This is a genomic window from Variovorax sp. GW531-E2 (assembly GCF_059423125.1).
This window is the reverse complement of the sequence record NZ_JBWKXQ010000037.1, coordinates 36,623-54,791: the sequence shown is the minus strand read 5'-3', so window position 1 is coordinate 54,791 and position 18,169 is coordinate 36,623. Positions and strand designations below refer to the sequence as shown.

The 18,169-nt window shown below is 68.6% G+C and carries 17 protein-coding genes; 9 read left to right on the top strand and 8 right to left on the bottom strand.

The window, feature by feature from the left end; all coding sequences use genetic code 11:
• Positions 1-13 precede the first annotated feature (13 nt).
• The 4 genes from AC07XP_RS20715 to AC07XP_RS20700 all read right to left on the bottom strand — a co-directional run bounded on the left by AC07XP_RS20715 (position 14) and on the right by AC07XP_RS20700 (position 3,227).
• Entirely contained in the window at positions 14-706 is a 693-nt protein-coding gene (locus AC07XP_RS20715) for a P-loop NTPase family protein (protein ID WP_062471226.1), read from the bottom strand.
• A 79-nt stretch (positions 707-785) separates the two neighbouring features.
• Positions 786-2,084 carry a type II toxin-antitoxin system HipA family toxin gene (locus AC07XP_RS20710; protein ID WP_495265719.1) on the bottom strand — a complete coding sequence of 433 codons (1,299 nt, stop codon included), beginning with the start codon at positions 2,082-2,084 and terminating at the stop codon, positions 786-788.
• Positions 2,081-2,401 carry a helix-turn-helix domain-containing protein gene (locus AC07XP_RS20705; protein ID WP_070060699.1) on the bottom strand — a complete coding sequence of 107 codons (321 nt, stop codon included), beginning with the start codon at positions 2,399-2,401 and terminating at the stop codon, positions 2,081-2,083. Before AC07XP_RS20705 ends, AC07XP_RS20710 begins: the two co-directional genes overlap by 4 nt.
• Positions 2,402-2,456: 55 nt before the next feature.
• Positions 2,457-3,227 (bottom strand): hypothetical protein, encoded by a 771-nt coding sequence (locus tag AC07XP_RS20700; protein ID WP_159276935.1) that lies wholly within the window; start codon positions 3,225-3,227, stop codon positions 2,457-2,459.
• A gap of 113 nt (positions 3,228-3,340) precedes the next feature.
• On the opposite strand from AC07XP_RS20700, the gene smc reads away from it, so the two are divergent.
• From smc to def, 5 genes are all read left to right on the top strand, one after another.
• The gene (smc, locus tag AC07XP_RS20695; protein WP_495265718.1) at positions 3,341-6,856 is read left to right on the top strand and encodes a chromosome segregation protein SMC; all 3,516 of its coding nucleotides are present in this window, start codon (positions 3,341-3,343) and stop codon (positions 6,854-6,856) included.
• A 13-nt stretch (positions 6,857-6,869) separates the two neighbouring features.
• Complete coding sequence (locus AC07XP_RS20690) at positions 6,870-7,976, top strand: cell division protein ZipA C-terminal FtsZ-binding domain-containing protein (protein WP_062471237.1); 1,107 nt, start codon at positions 6,870-6,872, stop codon at positions 7,974-7,976.
• A gap of 26 nt (positions 7,977-8,002) precedes the next feature.
• Positions 8,003-10,099, top strand: coding sequence for an NAD-dependent DNA ligase LigA (ligA, locus tag AC07XP_RS20685; RefSeq protein ID WP_495265717.1), 2,097 nt, complete (start codon positions 8,003-8,005; stop codon positions 10,097-10,099).
• Positions 10,100-10,218: 119 nt separating this feature from the next.
• Positions 10,219-10,641, top strand: a complete 423-nt coding sequence (locus AC07XP_RS20680; protein ID WP_223301316.1) for a hypothetical protein — start codon at positions 10,219-10,221, stop codon at positions 10,639-10,641.
• 46 nt (positions 10,642-10,687) lie between these two features.
• Positions 10,688-11,227: a peptide deformylase gene (gene def / locus AC07XP_RS20675; protein WP_495265716.1), complete on the top strand. Its 540-nt coding sequence runs from the start codon at positions 10,688-10,690 to the stop codon at positions 11,225-11,227.
• A 20-nt stretch (positions 11,228-11,247) separates the two neighbouring features.
• Here the strand turns inward: def and AC07XP_RS20670 are convergent, their stop codons facing one another.
• Positions 11,248-11,637 carry a DoxX family protein gene (locus AC07XP_RS20670; protein ID WP_062471245.1) on the bottom strand — a complete coding sequence of 130 codons (390 nt, stop codon included), beginning with the start codon at positions 11,635-11,637 and terminating at the stop codon, positions 11,248-11,250.
• Between the two features lie 179 nt (positions 11,638-11,816).
• Between AC07XP_RS20670 and AC07XP_RS20665 the strand changes: the two genes are divergently transcribed.
• From AC07XP_RS20665 to AC07XP_RS20655, 3 genes are read left to right on the top strand one after another with little or no spacing between them, the layout of a single operon-like run.
• Positions 11,817-12,860 (top strand): amino acid ABC transporter substrate-binding protein, encoded by a 1,044-nt coding sequence (locus AC07XP_RS20665; RefSeq protein ID WP_495265726.1) that lies wholly within the window; start codon positions 11,817-11,819, stop codon positions 12,858-12,860.
• The gene (locus AC07XP_RS20660; RefSeq protein ID WP_495265715.1) at positions 12,857-13,855 is read left to right on the top strand and encodes an amino acid ABC transporter permease; all 999 of its coding nucleotides are present in this window, start codon (positions 12,857-12,859) and stop codon (positions 13,853-13,855) included. The genes AC07XP_RS20665 and AC07XP_RS20660 overlap by 4 nt, the downstream gene beginning before the upstream one ends.
• On the top strand, positions 13,852-14,910 hold the full coding sequence (locus tag AC07XP_RS20655; protein WP_492677050.1) for an amino acid ABC transporter permease: 1,059 nt from the start codon (positions 13,852-13,854) through the stop codon (positions 14,908-14,910). Before AC07XP_RS20660 ends, AC07XP_RS20655 begins: the two co-directional genes overlap by 4 nt.
• On the opposite strand, the gene AC07XP_RS20650 is transcribed toward AC07XP_RS20655, so the two are convergent.
• The 3 genes from AC07XP_RS20650 to AC07XP_RS20640 form a co-directional block, all read right to left on the bottom strand.
• On the bottom strand, positions 14,865-15,278 hold the full coding sequence (locus tag AC07XP_RS20650; RefSeq protein ID WP_495265714.1) for a PPC domain-containing DNA-binding protein: 414 nt from the start codon (positions 15,276-15,278) through the stop codon (positions 14,865-14,867). The genes AC07XP_RS20655 and AC07XP_RS20650 overlap by 46 nt on opposite strands.
• 16 nt (positions 15,279-15,294) lie before the next feature.
• Positions 15,295-16,950, bottom strand: coding sequence for a phosphoglucomutase (alpha-D-glucose-1,6-bisphosphate-dependent) (pgm, locus tag AC07XP_RS20645; RefSeq protein ID WP_495265713.1), 1,656 nt, complete (start codon positions 16,948-16,950; stop codon positions 15,295-15,297).
• 123 nt (positions 16,951-17,073) lie between these two features.
• The gene (locus AC07XP_RS20640; RefSeq protein WP_062471259.1) at positions 17,074-17,316 is read right to left on the bottom strand and encodes a helix-turn-helix domain-containing protein; all 243 of its coding nucleotides are present in this window, start codon (positions 17,314-17,316) and stop codon (positions 17,074-17,076) included.
• A gap of 198 nt (positions 17,317-17,514) precedes the next feature.
• On the opposite strand from AC07XP_RS20640, the gene AC07XP_RS20635 reads away from it, so the two are divergent.
• Positions 17,515-18,147 carry a LuxR C-terminal-related transcriptional regulator gene (locus AC07XP_RS20635; protein ID WP_167395026.1) on the top strand — a complete coding sequence of 211 codons (633 nt, stop codon included), beginning with the start codon at positions 17,515-17,517 and terminating at the stop codon, positions 18,145-18,147.
• Positions 18,148-18,169: the final 22 nt, after the last annotated feature.

Sequence of the window (18,169 nt, the reverse complement as noted above, 5' to 3'; positions counted from 1 at the left end):
GCTCCCAAAAGGCCTAGAGAGGCAGCGTATCGAACGCAGCGTAAGCCGTAGCCAGCCAAGACTTCACGCGCTGCCGTTCCAGCAATCCAAGCGCATGTGGCCCTTCGCGGTCGTTCACCGCCTTCCAGAAACTCGTGTTCTGCGCATCGATCTTGCGCATGCTGGCCTCATGCAGGCGCGGCAAGGCAATCACGCGCGCGCCATTCGCATTGGCCTTCGACAGCGATTGCGACGCCAGCAGCATTCCGAAGTCGCTGCCGCGCCCGTAGTTCTGCACCACGATGTAGTTGGGCCGGTTGCCGAAGGTGTCGATCAGCGTGCCGAGCAGGTCGGTGGAGTCCTTGCCGTCGTCCAGCACGTGCCAGAAGTTGACCGTGACGTCGATCTCCTCGAACACATCGAACAGGTCGGATTCCTTGATCCAGCGCGACAGCGGCGCCAGCGTTTGCGCTGCAAGGTCGACGATCACGCTCTGCTTCGGGTTGGTCTCGAAGCCGTTCACCACTGTGTCCAGGCCTTCGAAGCTGTCGACCACCACGGGCGAGGCAAAGCCCTCGTAGAAGCGCGTGAAGGAGCTGTGCGAACGGTCGGTGTCGAAGCCGGTGAAAGGTCGGCTGCGATCGATGAAGTACTGGGCCAGCACGCGGGCCGTGACCGATTTGCCGACACCGCCTTTTTCGCCGCCGATGAAGTTGATGGAGCTCATGAGTGGTTGCTGCCTCGAATGGGTTGAGGGGTGGAGGAGGGCGGATTCATTCTAGGGGTCGCCTGTCGCACCACTGTGGCTAGCGACCCCGCTTGCTCATGCCCTGCAGCAAGGGATGTGCCTGCAGGCGCTGCTGCAGCCGTTTCTTCCACGGGGCCGGCAGTGCCGACGCGTCGATCATCGCGGGCCACTGGTCGCGCGCGAGGCGGGCCGTGTCGGCCACCACGCGTCGCATGCGCGGCTCGTGCAAGCCAGCCGAGAAACAGAACGCGCGCACATTGGCCGGCGTAAACATCGCGGTGCGACGGGCCGCGGTGGCGCTCACTGGGGCCGGCAGCAGAGGCAGTGCATGGCCCTCGACGCCCTGCAGCGCCGCATAGGCCACGATGTCATAGGCCGGCGCCAACCGTGGTGCGATGCCGTCGGGGTACAGCACGCCGAAGTTCTTCAGGTGGGCATCCGGGTTGCCCAGCAGGTCGTTGACCACGAGCCGGCGCACCAGTTCGAGCACGGCGTCTTCGCCCAGCGACGGAAAGGCGCGCATCGCGAGCGCCATGTCGAGGTAGCTCCCGCTGTACTTGTGCATCGGGTCGACCGCGAGCACCTGCGCGAAATCTTCGAAGTGGATGCGGCGCGCGCCATCGCGGTCGAAGCGCGTGACGGCCAGGAACTCGGGCTCGTCCGGCAGCGCATAGCTGTGCTCCGCCGCAATGGCCGACAGCGGTGCGAGTTCGGCGTGGCACACCTCGACGCCCGCCACGCCGGCCATCTGCAGCGAAAGCATCTCGAGTTGCGGCATGTGCGGCCGGCCGGCCACCGGCAGCTTGGCTATCACGCGCGTGCTGGCGCCGGCGCGCACGCGCGCCACGTAGCGCCCGCCCTGGCGGCGCAGGCCCAGCTTGGGCTGCACGCCCGAGACCGAGATGCCCTGCGGCATCGGCAGCTCGACCACCGACATCTCGAGCGCGTCCTGGTCCTGCGTGATGAGCCGTTGCAGCGTGCCGCGGTCCACCGACACCGGGCGCGCGGCCACGGCGCCGGGCAGGTCGCCGCCGCAGGCCGCCAGCAATTCGAAGTGGTCGTTCTCGCGGCAACCGCGCAACTGCGCGATGTGGCTGCGCAGCACGCCTTCAGGCAGCAGGTTCTGGAAGAAGCCAGGCAACTGGCCGCCCTGGGCGTTGAACAGCGGGTTCTTCACGTCGCTCCACAACGCGGCCTGGGCCGTCGGGTCGCTCGCGACCATCGACAGCGAAAGCACGCCGGGCGGCGGGTTGGCGATCAGTTCGGGTTCCGCCACGAAACGGCACAGGTCTGCGTACTGGAACAGCTTGCCGAGGCGGTGCGCGCCGAGCGAAATCTCGAGGATCTTGACGTTCATGGCGGCGAGCGGCGGCCCCGCACGTAGGGCGGCGCGGCAGGCGCTTCGGCCAGCGCCCGGCCGACGCGCGTGGCGACCGGGCGGTAGCCGGGATCGACGGCCGTGCCTTCGCCGAAGCCCTTGGGCGCGAGCTGCAGTTCGAGCCCCAGCGCATCGACCAGCGCAAGCAGCGACGACAGCTGCGGATTGCCCTTCAGGCTCAGGGCATTGCGCACCGAGCGCTCGGTGAGCCCCGAACGCAGGGCGATCTCGGCGTTCGTGAGGCCGGTGGCCCCGCGACGCGCCGTGAGGGCGGTGATGAGTTCCTGCTTGTCCACGGAAAGATATTACCGCAAATGCCTATTTGGGAACCATATTTCCGATGCGAAGAACCTACTTGGGTATCAGCGTGAAGAGCGGCATGACCACGCCCATCACCCAGTTCTGGCCGAAGTCGAGGGCCGCCCGGCGGTACTTCTCGTCGGCCTGCGCGGCCAGCAGGTCGAGCCGTGCCACCACCTTCGACAGCTCGCGGTCGGCCACGAGGTTGCGCCCGCGCTCGCTGATCTCGGTGGCCAGCAGCAGCGGCTGGCCGTCGGGACCGGTCTTGGAAGAAATGAGCCAGAGCGAAATCTCGAAGTTGCGCGCCGTGCGGTAGCTGTTCTCGGCGTCGACCCCGTCGATCATGGTCTGGTCCCAGGTGTTGCCGTTGGCCTGCTTGAGCATCGAGGCCCACCCGACGACCAGCGCCGCCACGCGGTCGCCCTGGTAGGCCTGCGGACCGGTTTCGAAGGCCAGGCGGATGGCGTCGATGCCGGTGGCGCCGCGCAACTCGGGCAGCGGCGTGCCCTGCAGGACCGCGTCCCAGGTGCGCTGCGTGGCTTCTTCCATGCTGGCAGCCGACTTGCGCCATTCGCGCGGGTTGCGCCGGTACAAGGTGGTCTGCACGCGGCGCACCGATTGCAGGTTGTCGCGCAGCGACAGGTTGGCGATGCGGTTGGTGCCCGATTGCAGCCATTCCTGGTTGCCGTAGGGCTCGGCGCGCTCGGTGGAACGGAAGGAGGAACAGCCCGTCAGCGCCAGCGGCGCGAGCAGGGCGGCCGCGGTGCCCGCCAACAGGCAGGTGCGTCGCGCCGCGAGGGGAGAAGCCAGGGAATCGCTCATGCCCTGACGTTATCATCCACGGCTGGGGCGGCGGCCCGCTTCAAGCTGCGGGCCCGTGCAATTTTCCTTACAAATCAATACCTTGGCGCTATGCCAAGGCAGGGCGACAAGTCGTGCGTCTTAACTCCATCAAGCTCTCGGGCTTCAAGTCGTTCGCCGAACCCACCAACTTCCTGCTGCCGGGCCAACTGGTCGGGGTGGTGGGGCCGAACGGCTGCGGCAAGTCGAACATCATGGATGCCGTGCGCTGGGTGCTCGGCGAGTCGCGTGCGTCGGAACTGCGCGGCGAGTCGATGCAGGACGTGATCTTCAACGGCACGACCACCCGCAAGCAGGCCAGCCGTTCGAGCGTCGAACTGGTGTTCGACAACGCCGACCACCGCGCCGGCGGCCAGTGGAACCAGTTCACCGAAATCGCCGTGCGTCGCGTGCTCACGCGCGACGGCACCAGCAGCTACTACATCAACAACCAGCCGGTGCGCCGCCGCGACGTGCAGGACGTGTTCCTGGGCACCGGCCTGGGCCCGCGCGCCTACGCCATCATCGGCCAGGGCACGATCAGCCGGATCATCGAATCCAAGCCCGAAGAACTGCGCCTGTTCCTCGAAGAAGCTGCCGGTGTCTCCAAGTACAAGGAGCGCCGCCGCGAAACCGAGAACCGCCTGGGCGACACGCGCGAGAACCTCACGCGCGTCGAAGACATCCTGCGCGAACTCAACGCCAACCTCGAGAAGCTCGAGAAGCAGGCCGAGGTGGCGGCGCGCTACAACGCGCTGCAGGGCGACGCCACGAAGAAGCAGCACCAGCTGTGGTTCCTCAAGCGCGGCGAAAGCGATGCCGACCAGGCCAAGATCAAGGCCGATTCGGAAAAGGCCATCAACGACCTCGAATCGCGCACCGCCGACCTGCGCCGCATCGAGTCCGAACTCGAAACCGTGCGCCAGGCCCACTACGGCGCTGGCGACCTGGTGAACCAGGCACAAGGCAAGCTGTACGAAGCCAGCGCCGAAGTCGGCCGGCTCGAAGGCGAGATCCGCTTCGTGGTCGAAGGCCGCCAGCGCGTCGAGCAACGCCTCGTGCAGTTGCGCGAACAGATGGGCCAGTGGGGCCGTCGCCGCGAAGAGGCCGAAGCTGAGATCGAGACGTTGGCCGGTGCCGGAGTCGATGCCGAAGAGCAGGCCATTCTGCTGGCCGCGCAGCTCGAAGAGCACGACGCGCGCCTGCCGGACCTCGAAGAGGCCGTGCAGCGTGCGCAGAACGAAGCCAACACCCAGCGCGCGACGGTGTCGCAGGTGCAGCAGCAGATCCAGGTGCTGGCCGCCGACCAGCGCAACATCGAAGACCAGAGCCGCCAGCTCACGCTGCGCAGCGAACGCCTGCGCGCCGATCAGAACGCACTGGCCGCGCCCGACGAAGACCGGCTGACCGAGATGCAGGAGCAGCTGGCCGCGGCGCAGGAAACCGCCAGCGAATCCGACGCCCGCCTGCAGGAACTGCAGGAGGCCGTGCCACAGCTTGACGAAGACCGCCGCGCCAAGCAGCAGGCCGTCAACACCGAGGGTGCCCGACATGCCGAGTACTCGGCCCGCCTCGAAGCGCTGCGTGCGCTGCAGGAGAAGGTCAAGACCGACGGCAAGCTCGCCCCCTGGCTCGCCAAGCACGGCCTCGACGGCCTGCAGGGCCTGTGGAGCCGCATCCACATCGAGCAGGGCTGGGAGAACGCGCTCGAATCCGCACTGCGCGAGCGCCTCGGCGCGCTCGAAGTCAGCCGGCTCGACATGGTGCGTGCCTTCGGCAACGACGCACCGCCCGCCAAGCTGGCCTTCTACAGCCCGCCCGCCGCTGGCGTGCCGCAGGGCGCCGGCGCGCTGCCCAAGCTGTCGAGTCTGCTGCGCCTGAACGACGCCGGCCAGCAGGCGCTGCTGAACGACTGGCTGCACGGCTGCTTCACGGCCGAGACTTTCGAAGAGGCGCTGGCCCAGCGCGCCACGCTGCAGCCCGGCGAGGTGATCTACGTGCGCAGCGGCCATGCCGTGTCGTCGCACAGCGTGAACTTCTACGCGCCCGATTCCGAGCAGGCCGGCCTCCTGGCCCGCCAGCAGGAAATGGAAAACCTCGAGCGCCAGCTCAAGGCCCAGACGCTCATCAACGAAGAGGCGCGCACCGCGCTGGTCCGCGCCGAAGCCGCCTACGGCGATGCCGCGCAGCGCCTCGTCACGGCCCGCCGCGAAGCCGCCGAAACGCAGTCGCGCGCCCATGAGCTGCAGGTCGAGACGCTGCGCATGACGCAGCTCGCCGAACAGACCCGCGCGCGCAGCCAGCAGCTGGCCGCCGACCTCGGCGAGGTCGATGCCCAGCTCGAGGAACTGCAAGAAAAGCGCATCGCCGCCGAAGGCCGCTTCGAAGAGCTCGACATGCAGCTGGCCGACAGCCAGGAGCGCCATGCGCAGCTCGACGAGCGCGTGATCGAAGCCGGCCGCGCGCTCACGGCCAGCCGCGAACAGCACCGCAGCCTCGAACGACAGGCGCAGGAAGCCACCTTTTCGCAGCGCACGCTCGAAGCGCGCCGCGGCGAACTGAACCGCAGCATCGAAACCGCTTCGCAGCAGACCGTGGCGCTGACCGACGAAGACGAGCGCGCCCGCGCCGAGCTGAGCCGCCTGTCGGATGCTGCCGCGCAAGCCGGCCTGCAGGACGCACTGTCGCTCAAGCTGGAGCGAGAGACCGCCCTGGGCGCGGCCCGCAGCCAGTACGACGACCTCACGCTCAAGCTGCGCGCCAGCGACGAGCGTCGTTTGCAACTGGAGCGCGAACTCGATCCGCTGCGCCAGCGCATCACCGAGTTCCAGCTCAAGGAGCAGGCCGCGCGCCTGGGCGTCGAGCAGTACCAGCAGCTGCTGGATGACGCCGGTGCCGACCTCGAGGCGGTCGCGCAATCGATCGAGACCGAGAAGGTGCGCCTGACCGGCCTGCAAAGCGAAATCGACCGCCTGAACCGCGAAGTGGTCGCGCTCGGCGCCGTCAACCTCGCCGCGCTCGACGAACTCGCGATTGCGAGCGAGCGCAAGATCTTCCTGGACGCCCAGTCGGCCGACCTGAACGAAGCCATCGGCACGCTCGAAGACGCCATCCGCAAGATCGACGCCGAAACGCGCGACCTGCTCGGCGGCACCTTCAAGATCGTCAACGAGCACTTCAGCCGCATGTTCCCGGAGCTGTTCGGCGGCGGCAACGCCAAGCTGATGATGACGGGCGACGAAATCCTCGATTCCGGCGTGCAGGTCATGGCCCAGCCGCCCGGCAAGAAGAACCAGACCATCCACCTGCTCTCGGGCGGTGAGAAGGCGCTCACGGCCATTGCGCTCGTGTTCGCCATCTTCCAGCTGAACCCGGCGCCTTTCTGTCTGCTGGACGAAGTGGACGCGCCGCTGGATGACGCCAACACCGAACGCTATGCCAAACTCGTCTCCGCCATGAGCCGTGAAACCCAGTTCCTTTTCATCAGCCACAACAAGATCGCCATGGAAATGGCCGAACAGCTGATCGGCGTGACCATGCAGGAGCAGGGCGTGTCGCGCATCGTTGCGGTCGACATGGAGTCGGCGGTCTCGATGGTCGAAGCGGCATAAGGCAGGCGCGCGCATGAGCAATCTCACCCTCGCCCTGGCGATCCTCGGCGGCCTCGTTCTCGCGGCCGTCGTGGCCTACAACACCCTGATGTCGCGCCGCAATGCGCCGCGCCAGCCCGATGCGGTCGATGTCGCCCTGGCCGAAGCCGAGCGCGCGCTGGCCGGCGGCAGCGACGGCGGCGTGGAGCCGATGCTCCATGCCGACCCGAGCCAGGTGGCCGGCAGCGACCGCCACGAGCCGCTGTTCGACCCCGATCTGCCCGCGCCCAGCGGCGTGCCCGTGCCCACCGGCGAGCGCCGTGGCGGGCTCGATCCGCTGATCGACGTGATCGCGCCCATTTCGCTCGAAGGCCTGGCCTCGGGCGATGCCGCGCTCGCGTCCATGCCGTCGACGCGCCGCGCCGGCAGCAAGCCGGTGGCCATCGAAGGCCTGAACGACCTCACCAGCCAATGGGAGCCGCCGGCGCCCGGGCAGCGCTACCGCGCGTTCCAGGTCGGCGTGCAGCTGGCCAACCGCACCGGGGCGCTCAACGAGATCGAGTACTCCGAGTTCGTGGTCAAGGCGCAGGCCTTTGCCGACGCCGTGAACGGCGCGCCCGAGTTTCCCGAGATGCTCGACGAAGTGGCGCGCGCCCGCGAGCTCGACCAGTTCGCCAGCGCGCACGACGCGCAACTGGGCTTCGTGCTGCGCGCGCTGCACGCCGCCTGGAGTCCGGGCTACGTGCAGCAGAACGCCGCGCGGCTGGGCTTCGTGGCCGGGATCATTCCGGGCCGCATGGTGCTGCCGACCAGCGAGGCCGGCCTGCCGCCGATCCTCGGGCTCTCGTTCGACACCCAGGCCGCGCTGGCCGACGATCCGGCGCAATCGGCGATTCGCGAGCTCAGCCTGAGCCTGGACGTGCCGCAGGTCGATCGCGGCGAAGAGCCGTTCCGACGCATGCGCGAAGCCGCCGCCACGCTCGCCCGCGAGATGGACGGCGTGGTGACCGACAGCGACGGCCAGTTGCTGCGCGACGAAACCATGGACGTGATCGGCACCGACCTCGAGCAGCTGTACGACACGCTCGACGCACGCGACCTCGCCGCGGGTTCGCCGCTGGCGCGACGCCTCTTCAGCTGACCCGTCTTTTTCCCGAGGGACACCCCATGACAACGCGCGACGAAGCGGCACGCGAAGCCGCCGCACTGAGCGAGCAGCTGCATCGCCACGCCCATCTGTACTACGTGCTCGACGCCCCCGAGCTGCCCGACGCCGAGTACGACAAGATGTTCCAGCGCCTGCAGGTGCTGGAGACCGAGTTTCCCGAACTGCGCACGCCCGATTCGCCGACGCAGCGCGTGGGCGGCACGGTGCTCGACAGCCTGGCCAAGGTGCGCCACCGGGTGCCGATGCTGTCGATCCGCACCGAGACCGACATCACGCCCGCCGGCGCCAGCGCCTTCGATGCGCGGGTGCGCCGCGAACTGGGCCTGGCCGAAGACGCGCCGCAGATCGGCTATGTCTGCGAACTCAAGTTCGACGGGCTGGCCATGAGCCTGCGCTACGAGCACGGCGTGCTGGTGCAGGCCGCCACGCGCGGCGACGGCGAGGTGGGCGAGGACGTCACGCAGAACATCCGCACCGTGCGCGAGATTCCGCTCAAGCTCAAGGGCGCCGCCCCGCCCGTGGTCGAGGTGCGTGGCGAGGTCTACATGAAGCGCGCCGATTTCGATGCCCTCAACGAGCGCCAGCGCCAGAAGATCGCCGCCGGGCAGAAGAACGAGAAGGTGTTCGTCAACCCGCGCAACGCGGCGGCCGGCGCGGTGCGCCAGCACGACCCGGCGATCGCGGCAGAGCGCCCGCTGAGCTTCTTTGCCTACGGCCTGGGCGAGGTTTCGCCCGCGACCGAAGGCGGCCCCGACATCGCGACCCAGTTCGACTGGCTGCAGCAGTTCCACGCCTGGGGCTTTCCGGTGGCCACGCAGACCGCGCGGGCGACCGGCGCTATTGAACTGATAGCGTTCCACGAAACCATCGGCCGCCAGCGCGATGCGCTGCCGTACGACATCGACGGCGTGGTCTACAAGGTCGACAGCCTGGAGCTGCAGCGCCAGCTGGGCTTTGTTTCGCGCGAACCGCGCTGGGCCGTGGCCCACAAGTACCCGGCGCAGGAGCAGCTGACCGAGGTGGTCGGCATCGAGATCCAGGTGGGCCGCACCGGCAAGCTCACGCCGGTCGCCAAGCTGGCGCCGGTGTTCGTCGGCGGCGTGACCGTGACCAACGCCACGTTGCACAACGAAGACGAAGCCCGCCGCAAGGATGTGCGCGTGGGCGACACGGTGATCGTGCGGCGCGCCGGCGACGTGATTCCCGAAGTGGTGGGCGTGGCGCCCGGCAGCCTGGCCAAGCCGGACGACCAGCGCGGCGCGGTCTTCACCATGCCGCACAAGTGCCCCGTGTGCGATTCCGAGGCGGTGCGGGAGGAGGGCGAGGTCGACTACCGCTGCACCGGCGGCCTGTTCTGCGCGGCGCAGCGCAAGGAGGCCATCCTGCATTTCGCGGCACGTCGCGCGGTCGACGTCGACGGGCTGGGCGACAAGCTGGTCGAACAGCTGGTCGATGCCAACCTGATCCGCACCTTGCCCGACCTCTACAAGCTCGGTTTCGTCACGCTGGCGGGCCTGGACCGCATGGCAGAGAAGTCGGCCCAGAACCTCGTCGATGCGCTTGAGGCCTCGAAGAAGACCACGCTGCCGCGCTTTTTGTTCGGCCTGGGCATCCGCCACGTCGGCGAGAGCACGGCGAAAGACCTCGCCAAGCATTTCGGCAAGCTCGACGCCATCATGGACGCGACCGAGGAGCAGCTGCTCGAGGTCAACGACGTCGGCCCGGTGGTGGCGCAGAGCCTGCGCACCTTCTTCGACCAGCCGCACAACCGCGAAGTGGTCGAGCAGCTGCGCGCCTGCGGCCTGACCTGGGACGAGTTCGAGCCCGAGGCCCGCGCCCCCAAGCCTTTGGCGGGACTGACCTTCGTGATCACCGGTACCCTTCCTACGCTGGGCCGCGACGAAGCGAAGGATAAATTGGAGGCAGCCGGCGCCAAGGTGGCCGGCTCCGTCAGCAAGAAGACCCACTACCTCGTGGCCGGGGACGAGGCCGGCAGCAAGCTGGACAAGGCGCGCGACCTCGGCGTCACGGTGATCGACGAGGCGCGTATGCTGGAGATCCTCGCCAGCGGTGTTCCGCCGGCACCCGACGCCTGAGTCGCCCGGCGCCCGGGATCCAGGCCTTTACCGGCCGTTACGCGACTTCACACCAGCGCAGTCAACAGGGTCTACAAGCGGGCGTTGAACGACTACAGAAGGCCGACAAGGAGTCCCTCATGCAAAAAATTCGTGTTCTCGCTACCAGCCTCGCACTCGGCGGCATCGCGCTGCTGAGCGGCTGCGTGGCCGTCCCTGGCGATCCGTACTACTCCGGCGGCTATTCCGAACCGTACTACTCCGACCCGGGTCCCGTGGTAGTGCCGGCGCCGGTCTACATCCAGGGTGGCGGCTACTACGACAACCGTCGCCCGTACTACGACCGCCGTCCTTACTATGGCCGTCCCGGTTATCCCGCGGTGCGTCCCAGCTACCCAGCCGTGCGGCCGACCTATCCGGCCGGGCGTCCACCAGGTTGGCAGCGTCCACCGGCTGTCTCGCCTGCGCATCCGGGTGTGTCGCCCAACTACCCGAGCAATGCGATGCGCCCGCCGCCGGGTGTGCCGTGGCGTGATGCGCCGGCGCTGGCCGACAAGCCCTGAGCAAGCGCCCCCTGCGAGGGCGCGGCGCGCTGGCCATAATCCTTCCATGGCCTTCCGCAAAATCCTCAAGATGGGCGACCCCCGGCTGCTGCGCACCGCGCAGCCGGTCGCCGCTTTCGACACCGACGAACTGCACCTGCTGGTGCGCGACATGTTCGAGACCATGCAGGCGGTCAATGGCGCCGGCCTCGCGGCGCCGCAGATTGGCGTCGACCTGCAACTGGTGATTTTCGGCACCGACGCCGTCAATCCCCGTTACCCCGACGCGCCGCCGGTGCCGCGCACCGTGCTGCTCAACCCCGTCATCACGCCGCTGGGCGATGAAGAGGAAGAGGGCTGGGAAGGCTGTCTGTCGGTGCCCGGCCTGCGCGGCGTGGTGCCGCGCTTCGCCCACATCCGCTACACGGGCTTCGACCTGTACGGCGACCCGATCGACCGCACCGCCGACGGCTTCCATGCGCGCGTGGTGCAGCACGAGGTCGATCACCTGTTCGGCAAGCTGTACCCGATGCGGGTGCGCGATTTCTCGCGCTTCGGCTACACCGAGGTCCTGTTCCCAGGCCTCGATGCGGCCGACGACGACTGATTCGCCAGTCGCCTCTTCGCTTACTTGTTGTTGAGCCCGAAGCGGCCGCCGCCCGTGAGCGCGAGCGAGATCGCCGCGAACAGGAACATGCCCTGCAGTTCCAGCGCCCAGCCGCCTTGCCCGTTCAGCGCGCCGAGGTCCTTGCGGTGGGCCAGCCAGATTGCCACCACCATGTTGATGGCCACGACCAGCGCGGCGGGCCGCGTGAACAGGCCGACGATCAGCAGCACCGGCGCCAGGATCTCGCCCACGTAGACCAGGTAGGCCAGCACCGCTGGCACGCCGTGCGACGCGAGCATGCCGCCGATGCCGTCGACGCCCTTGCCGACCTTCGCAATGCCATGCAGCAGGATGAGGATGCCCAGCGCAACGCGCAGGATGAGCTTGCCGGTGTCGTCGGACTTGACCATGGTGTGATTCCTGTTCGGGAGTGATGAAAGGGCCGTATGGTAGTGAAACTGGCCGCGCCGCCAACCGATCGCCCGCGAGCGGATCGACATATGTATCCAACGCAGGGTTCTTTGTCGTCGGCCTGCATCGCCCCGTACACTGCCTTTTGCCTACTGTTGAGGAGCACACACCAATGATGATGAAGAAGACAAGCACCCGATTCCGCCCGGCACTGCTCGCCGCCGCTTCCGTTCTCGCGCTGGCCACCGCGGCCCCGGCCTTTGCCGGCAAGACGCTCGACGCGGTCAAGCAGCGCGGCACCGTCAAGTGCGGCGTGACCAACGGCGTGGCCGGTTTCTCGGCCCCCGACACGCAGGGCAACTGGTCGGGCCTGGACGTCGACACCTGCCGCGCCATCGCCGCGGCCGTGCTGGGCGATCCCAAGAAGGTCGACTTCGTGCCGCTGAATTCGCAGCAGCGCTTCTCGGCGCTGCAGGCCGGCGAGATCGACATCCTCGCGCGCAACACCACCTGGACGCTCACGCGCGACGCGTCGCTGGGCTTCAACTTCACCACCATCACCTACTACGACGGCCAGGGCTTCCTGGTGCCCAAGAAGCTCAAGGTGACGAGCGCCAAGCAGCTCAAGAACGCCACCATCTGCACGCAGTCGGGCACCACCAACGAGAAGAACGTGTCGGACTACTTCCGCGCGCAGAACATCCCGGTGAAGACCGTCGTGTTCGAGAGCTTCGAGGCCTCGTTCAAGGCCTTCTTCTCGGGCCGCTGCCAGGCCTTCACCACCGACGCCTCGGCGCTGGCCGGCCTGCGCAACAAGGAAGCGCCCAACCCCGACGACTACCTCATCCTGCCCGAGCTGATCTCCAAGGAGCCGCTCGCGCCGCTGGTGCGCCGCGGCGACGACGAGTGGTTCGCCATCGCCAAGTGGGTGCCCAACGCGCTCATCGAGGCCGAAGAGTTCGGCGTCACGCAGGCCAATGCCGACCAGCTCAAGGCCGGGAGCAAGGACCCGGCCCAGCAGCGCCTGCTCGGCGCCGGCGAAGACCTCGGCAAGCTGCTGGGTCTCGACAAGGACTGGTCGTACCGCGCCATCAAGGCCGTGGGCAACTACGGCGAGATGTTCGAGCGCAACGTCGGTCCGAAGTCGGTGCTCAAGCTGCCGCGCGGCTCCAACAATCTGTGGAGCAAGGGCGGCCTGATCTACGCACCACCGGTTCGATGAGTCGGCAGGCCTCGCGCCGCGGCGCCTGGCTGGCCTGGCTCGTGCAGGCCCTCCTGGTGCTGGCCGTCGTGGCAGGTGCCTTCTGGGTGGTGAACCATGCGCTCGAGGTGCTGCGCGCACGCGGCGTGCGTTCGGGCTTCGACTTTCTCACCGAGCCTGCGGGCTTCTCGATCAGCGAGGGCTGGCTCGACTTCGACGCCAACCAGCCTTCATGGCGCGCGTTCCTCGCGGGCCTGATCAACACCGTGCGCGCGGCCGTGCCCGCGGCCATCTTCGCGGTGGTGCTCGGCACGCTGATCGGCATCGGCCGACTCGCGCCGCACGTGCTGCTGCGCGGCATCTGCACCGCGTACGTGGAGCTGCTGCGCAACGTGCCGCTGCTGGTGCAGCTGCTGATGCTGGCGTTCGCGATGGCCAACCTGCTGCCCGACCCGACCGAGCCCGTGCACCTGCTGCCGGGCGTGTGGCTCAGCAAGGGCGGGCTCAGCGTGCCCTGGCCCGTGGCGGGCGAGGGCGGTGGGTGGCCCACGCATTTCGAATGGCCCGAGCGCGGAGACTTCGGCGTGAGCGGCGGCGCCGCGCTGAGCCCGGAGTACGTGACCATCGTCGCCGGGCTGTCGCTGTACTCGGCGGCCTTCGTCGCCGAGATCGTACGCGCGGGCATCCTCTCGGTGTCGCAGGGGCAGGTGCTGGCGGGGCAGGCGCTGGGCCTGTCGTCGGTGCAGCAGCTGCGCATCGTGATCCTGCCGCAGGCGCTGCGCGTGATCGTGCCCTCGCTCACCAACCAGCTGCTGAGCCTCACCAAGAACTCGTCGCTCGCCGTGGCCGTGGGCTATCCGGAGCTGGTGTCGGTGGCCAACACGACCATCGGCTCGAACGGGCGCGCCTTCGAGTGCATCGCGATCATCATGGCGGTGTACCTGCTGCTGTCGCTCGTGATCTCCTTCGGCATGAACCGCTACAACGCGCGCGTCGCGCTGCGAGGCTGGCGATGAGAAACGTCGCGCAAGGCCCCATCGCATGGCGCAGCGAGCTGTGGGGTTCGCCGCTGCGCGCGCTGGCCACGGTGCTTCTGCTGGGCCTGCTGGCCTGGGCCGGCTTCCACGCGTTCGAATGGGGCGTGGTGCACGCCGTGTTCCGCCCCGACGCCGAGGCCTGCCGCGCGGTGCAGCACGGCGCCTGCTGGGGCGTGGTGGCCGAGAAGTGGCGGCCGATGCTGTTCGGTCGCTTTCCGTATGAAGAGCAGTGGCGTCCGGCCATCGCGGTGGTCGTGCTGTCCGCGGTGACCGTGCTCAGCGCGTGGCCGCGGAGCTGGCGCTGGTGGCTGGCGCCGTTGTGGGGAGTGGCACTGCTATTGTTCGTCGGGCTGATGCACGGCGGCGTGGCCGGGCTCAGCACCGTGCCGACCAGTCGCTGGGGCGGCCTGCCGCTCACCATCGGGCTGGCCGTGGTCGGGCTGGCGCTGGCCTTTCCGTTGGCACTGCTGCTCGCGATGGGGCGGCGCTCCGAATGGCCCGTGGTGCGCACGCTGAGCGCGAGCTACATCGAGCTGGTGCGCGGCGTGCCGCTGATCTCGGTGCTGTTCATGGCCTCGTTCCTGCTGCCGCTGCTGTGGCCCGCGGGTTGGCAGCCCGATGTGCTGGTGCGCGTGCTCATGGGCCTCACGCTGTTCGTCGCTGCTTATCTTGCGGAGATCATCCGCGGCGGCCTGCAGGCCGTGCCGCGCGGGCAGACCGAGGTGGCGATGGCGCTGGGCTTCGGCCGCTGGCCGGTGCAGCGCGACATCGTGCTGCCGCAGGCGCTGCGCCTCGTGGTGCCCGCGTTGACCAACAGCGTGGTCGGCACGCTGAAGGACACCTCGCTGGTCACCGTGGTCGGGCTGTTCGAGCTGACCGGCGCACTCGGGCTGGCGCTGGGTGGCGACCCGGTCTGGCGGCCGTTCTACCTCGAGGGCTACCTGTTCGTGGCGGCCGTCTACTGGCTGCTGTGCTTCGGGCTGTCGCGCTACAGCGTCTGGCTGGAGCGGCGCCTGGGCACCAGCTCGGCGTAGCCGGTCTGCGCATCGGGTTCGCGCGAGAAGCGCCACGCGGGCAGCACCGCGACGAGGATCTCGGCCGTGGTGCGCACCACGCAGCCCGGCGCGGCATGGCCGCCCGACACCCGGCCCGCGCCGTCCGACACGCTGAGATGCAGGTGCGAGCCATCGGGTGACAGCGTGCCGGCGAGCGTGAGGATTTCAAGGTCGCCTTCGATCCGCGTCACCGTCTCGGCGCCCGCGAAACGAATGCTCGCGCCGCGCAGGCTGCCGATGCCCGAGACCACGAAGGCCGCGTCGCCGATGCCGGCTTGCTTCAGCACGGCGTCGAGCGCCGCGCGCAGGTCGTCGCCCGGTTGCAGACGCAGCACCAGCGTGTCCACGCGCTGTTGCCTCGCGTCAGCTCGCCGACAGCGCCTTGTCGACCACCTGCTGCGCCTCGCCGAGGATGCGCGCAAGGTGGTCGTCGCCGAGGAAGCTCTCGCCGTAGATCTTGTAGATGTTCTCCGTGCCCGACGGTCGTGCGGCGAACCAGCCGTTCTCGGTGACGACCTTCACGCCGCCGATGGCCGCGCCGTTGCCCGGGGCGTGGCTCAGCACGTTCTCGACCTTCTCGCCCGCCAGCGTGGTCGAGGTGATCTGCTGCGGCGACAGGGCCGACAGGCGTTTTTTCTGCTCCGGCGTGGCGGGCGCGTCCACGCGGTCGGACACGGGGCGCCCCAGCGCCTGCGTCAGCTCGGTGAAGCGCTCGCCGGGGTCGCGCCCGGTGCGCGCGGCGATCTCGGCCGAGAGCAGGGCGGGCACGATGCCGTCCTTGTCGGTGGTCCAGGCGCTGCCGTCGTGGCGCAGGAAGGTGGCGCCCGCGCTTTCCTCGCCGCCGAAGCCCAGCGAGCCGTCGACCAGCCCGTCGACGAACCACTTGAAGCCCACCGGCACTTCGTACAGCGGGCGGCCCAGCCGCGCCGCCACGCGGTCGATCATGCGGCTGCTGACCACCGTCTTGCCGACGGCCGCCTGCGCCGGCCAGTGCGGGCGGTGCGTGAAGAGGTAGTCGACCATCACCGCGAGGTAGTTGTTCGGCTGCATTAAGCCCGCGCTGCGCGTGACCACGCCGTGGCGGTCGTGGTCGGTGTCGCAGGCAAAGGCGATGCCGAAGCGGTCTTTCAGCGCGACCAGCCCGTGCATCGCGTCGGGCGACGACGGGTCCATGCGGATGCGGCCGTCCCAGTCGAGCGACATGAAGCGGAAGGTCGGGTCGACCGCCTGGCTCAGCACGTTCAGGCGCTGGAGCTTGTAGCGCGCGGCGATGGCCGGCCAGTAGTGCACGCCGGCACCGCCCAGCGGATCGACGCCCAGGTCGATGGTGCCGCCGCGGATCGAGTCCATGTCGAGCACCTGGGCCAGGTCTTCGACGTAGGTGTTGAGGTAGTCGTGGCGGTGCGTGGTGGACGCCTTCAGCGCTTGCGCCAGCGGCATGCGCTTCACGCCATCGAGCTTGTTCGCCAGCATCCTGTTGGCGGCGGCTTCGACGGCGGAGGTGATGTCGGTGCCCGCGGGGCCGCCGTTGGGCGGGTTGTATTTGAAGCCGCCGCTTTCGGGCGGGTTGTGCGAGGGCGTGATCACGATGCCGTCGGCCAGTCCGCTGGTGCGTCCGCGGTTGTAGACCAGGATGGCGTGGGACACGGCCGGCGTGGGCGTGTACTCGTCGCCCTTCGACAGCATCAGCTCGACGCCGTTGGCCGCCAGCACCTCGACCGCGCTCGCGAAGGCGGGCGTGGACAGCGCGTGCGTGTCGATGCCCAGGAACAGCGGGCCGTCGATGCCTTGCTGCTTGCGGTAGTCGCAGATGGCCTGGCTGATCGCCAGCACGTGCCATTCGTTGAACGCATCGTCGAACGAGGAGCCGCGATGGCCCGAGGTGCCGAAGGCCACGCGCTGGCTGGGCACGGCCGGATCGGGGCGGCCGGTGTAGTAGGCCGAGACGAGGCGCGGCACGTCCACCAGCAGATCAGACGGGGCCGGCTGGCCCGCGAGGGGATGGGAAGAGGTGCTCATGTCGAACGCGGGTGATGAAAGGGAGCGCGCCGACGGTGCCGTGCGCGGCCTTTCAGCATACGCCATGGGCGCGGCCGGCTTGCCGCTTGCGCGCCCGTTCACAGAGGTCCGCTTACAACCCTTTCAATGTGAGCGCCGCGTGCGGACCCGCTCCGGGCCGTCGCCCGTGGCCAGCCACCGGGCCGGCACCTCGAAGTACGCGGCGATCGCATGCAGGTGCAAGGTGCCTGCGCAGCTGTGGCGGTCGGTGAGCCAGCGGATCACGGTGGGGGCGCTGACGCCGCACTGTCGGGCGAGCTCGGATTTCCATTGGGGCTGCGACCCCGCGACAAGCGAGATCAGTCGGTCTTGAAAACTGGCGTTCATGGTCGGCCCCCTTTGGCGACAACAGCGGTCGGCTCTGAATTTCCTCGAAACGCGCCAGGCACCCAACCCCTCCTTCGCAGGGGCTGGTAGTTTTTTGCATGGAGGGTGATCTAGTTCCGACGCGCGGCGGCTGCACCCGTGTGCGCCAGCGTCAGAATGAGGGTGCATATCGGCCAGAAAGGCCGAAGGGGGTGTGCCATGAAAGTGATGACGCTGGACGACCACGCGTTGTTTCGCGCGGGCCTACGCATGCTGCTGGAGAGCATGGAGCGCAGTGCCGAAATCTTCGAAGCCGCCACGGTCGACGAGGCCTGCGCCCTGGCGCTGCGCCATCCCGACCTGGCGATCTGCCTGCTCGATCTCGAACTGCGCGGCGAGTACGGCCTGGATGCGCTGGTGCGCCTGAAGGCGGCCGCGCCCGACATCGCGGCCGTGGTGGTGTCGGCCTCGACCGATGTCGACATCATCCGTGGCTGCCTGGAGGCGGGCGCCATGAGCTTCGTGCCCAAGAGCATGCCGGCCGACTTCCTGAAGCGGGCCTTCGAGACCGTGCTGGCGGGGGAGGTCTACCTGCCGCAGGAAATCCTGCACCTGGGGTCGAAGAGCACCGCCAGGCCGACACTCAGCCCGCGCCAGGCCGACACGCTGCACGGCCTGGCGCGCGGGCTGCCGACCAAGTCGATCGCGCGCGAGCTCGGCCTGTCCGAGCACACGGTGAAGGAGTACATCGGCACCTTGTTCCAGGCACTGGGTGTGCACAATCGCACCGAGGCCGTGATCACGGGCATCCGCCTGGGGCTGTTGTCGCCGCTGCAGCGCAAGGGGTCATGAGCGGGCCACCGCGGGCGGCTAA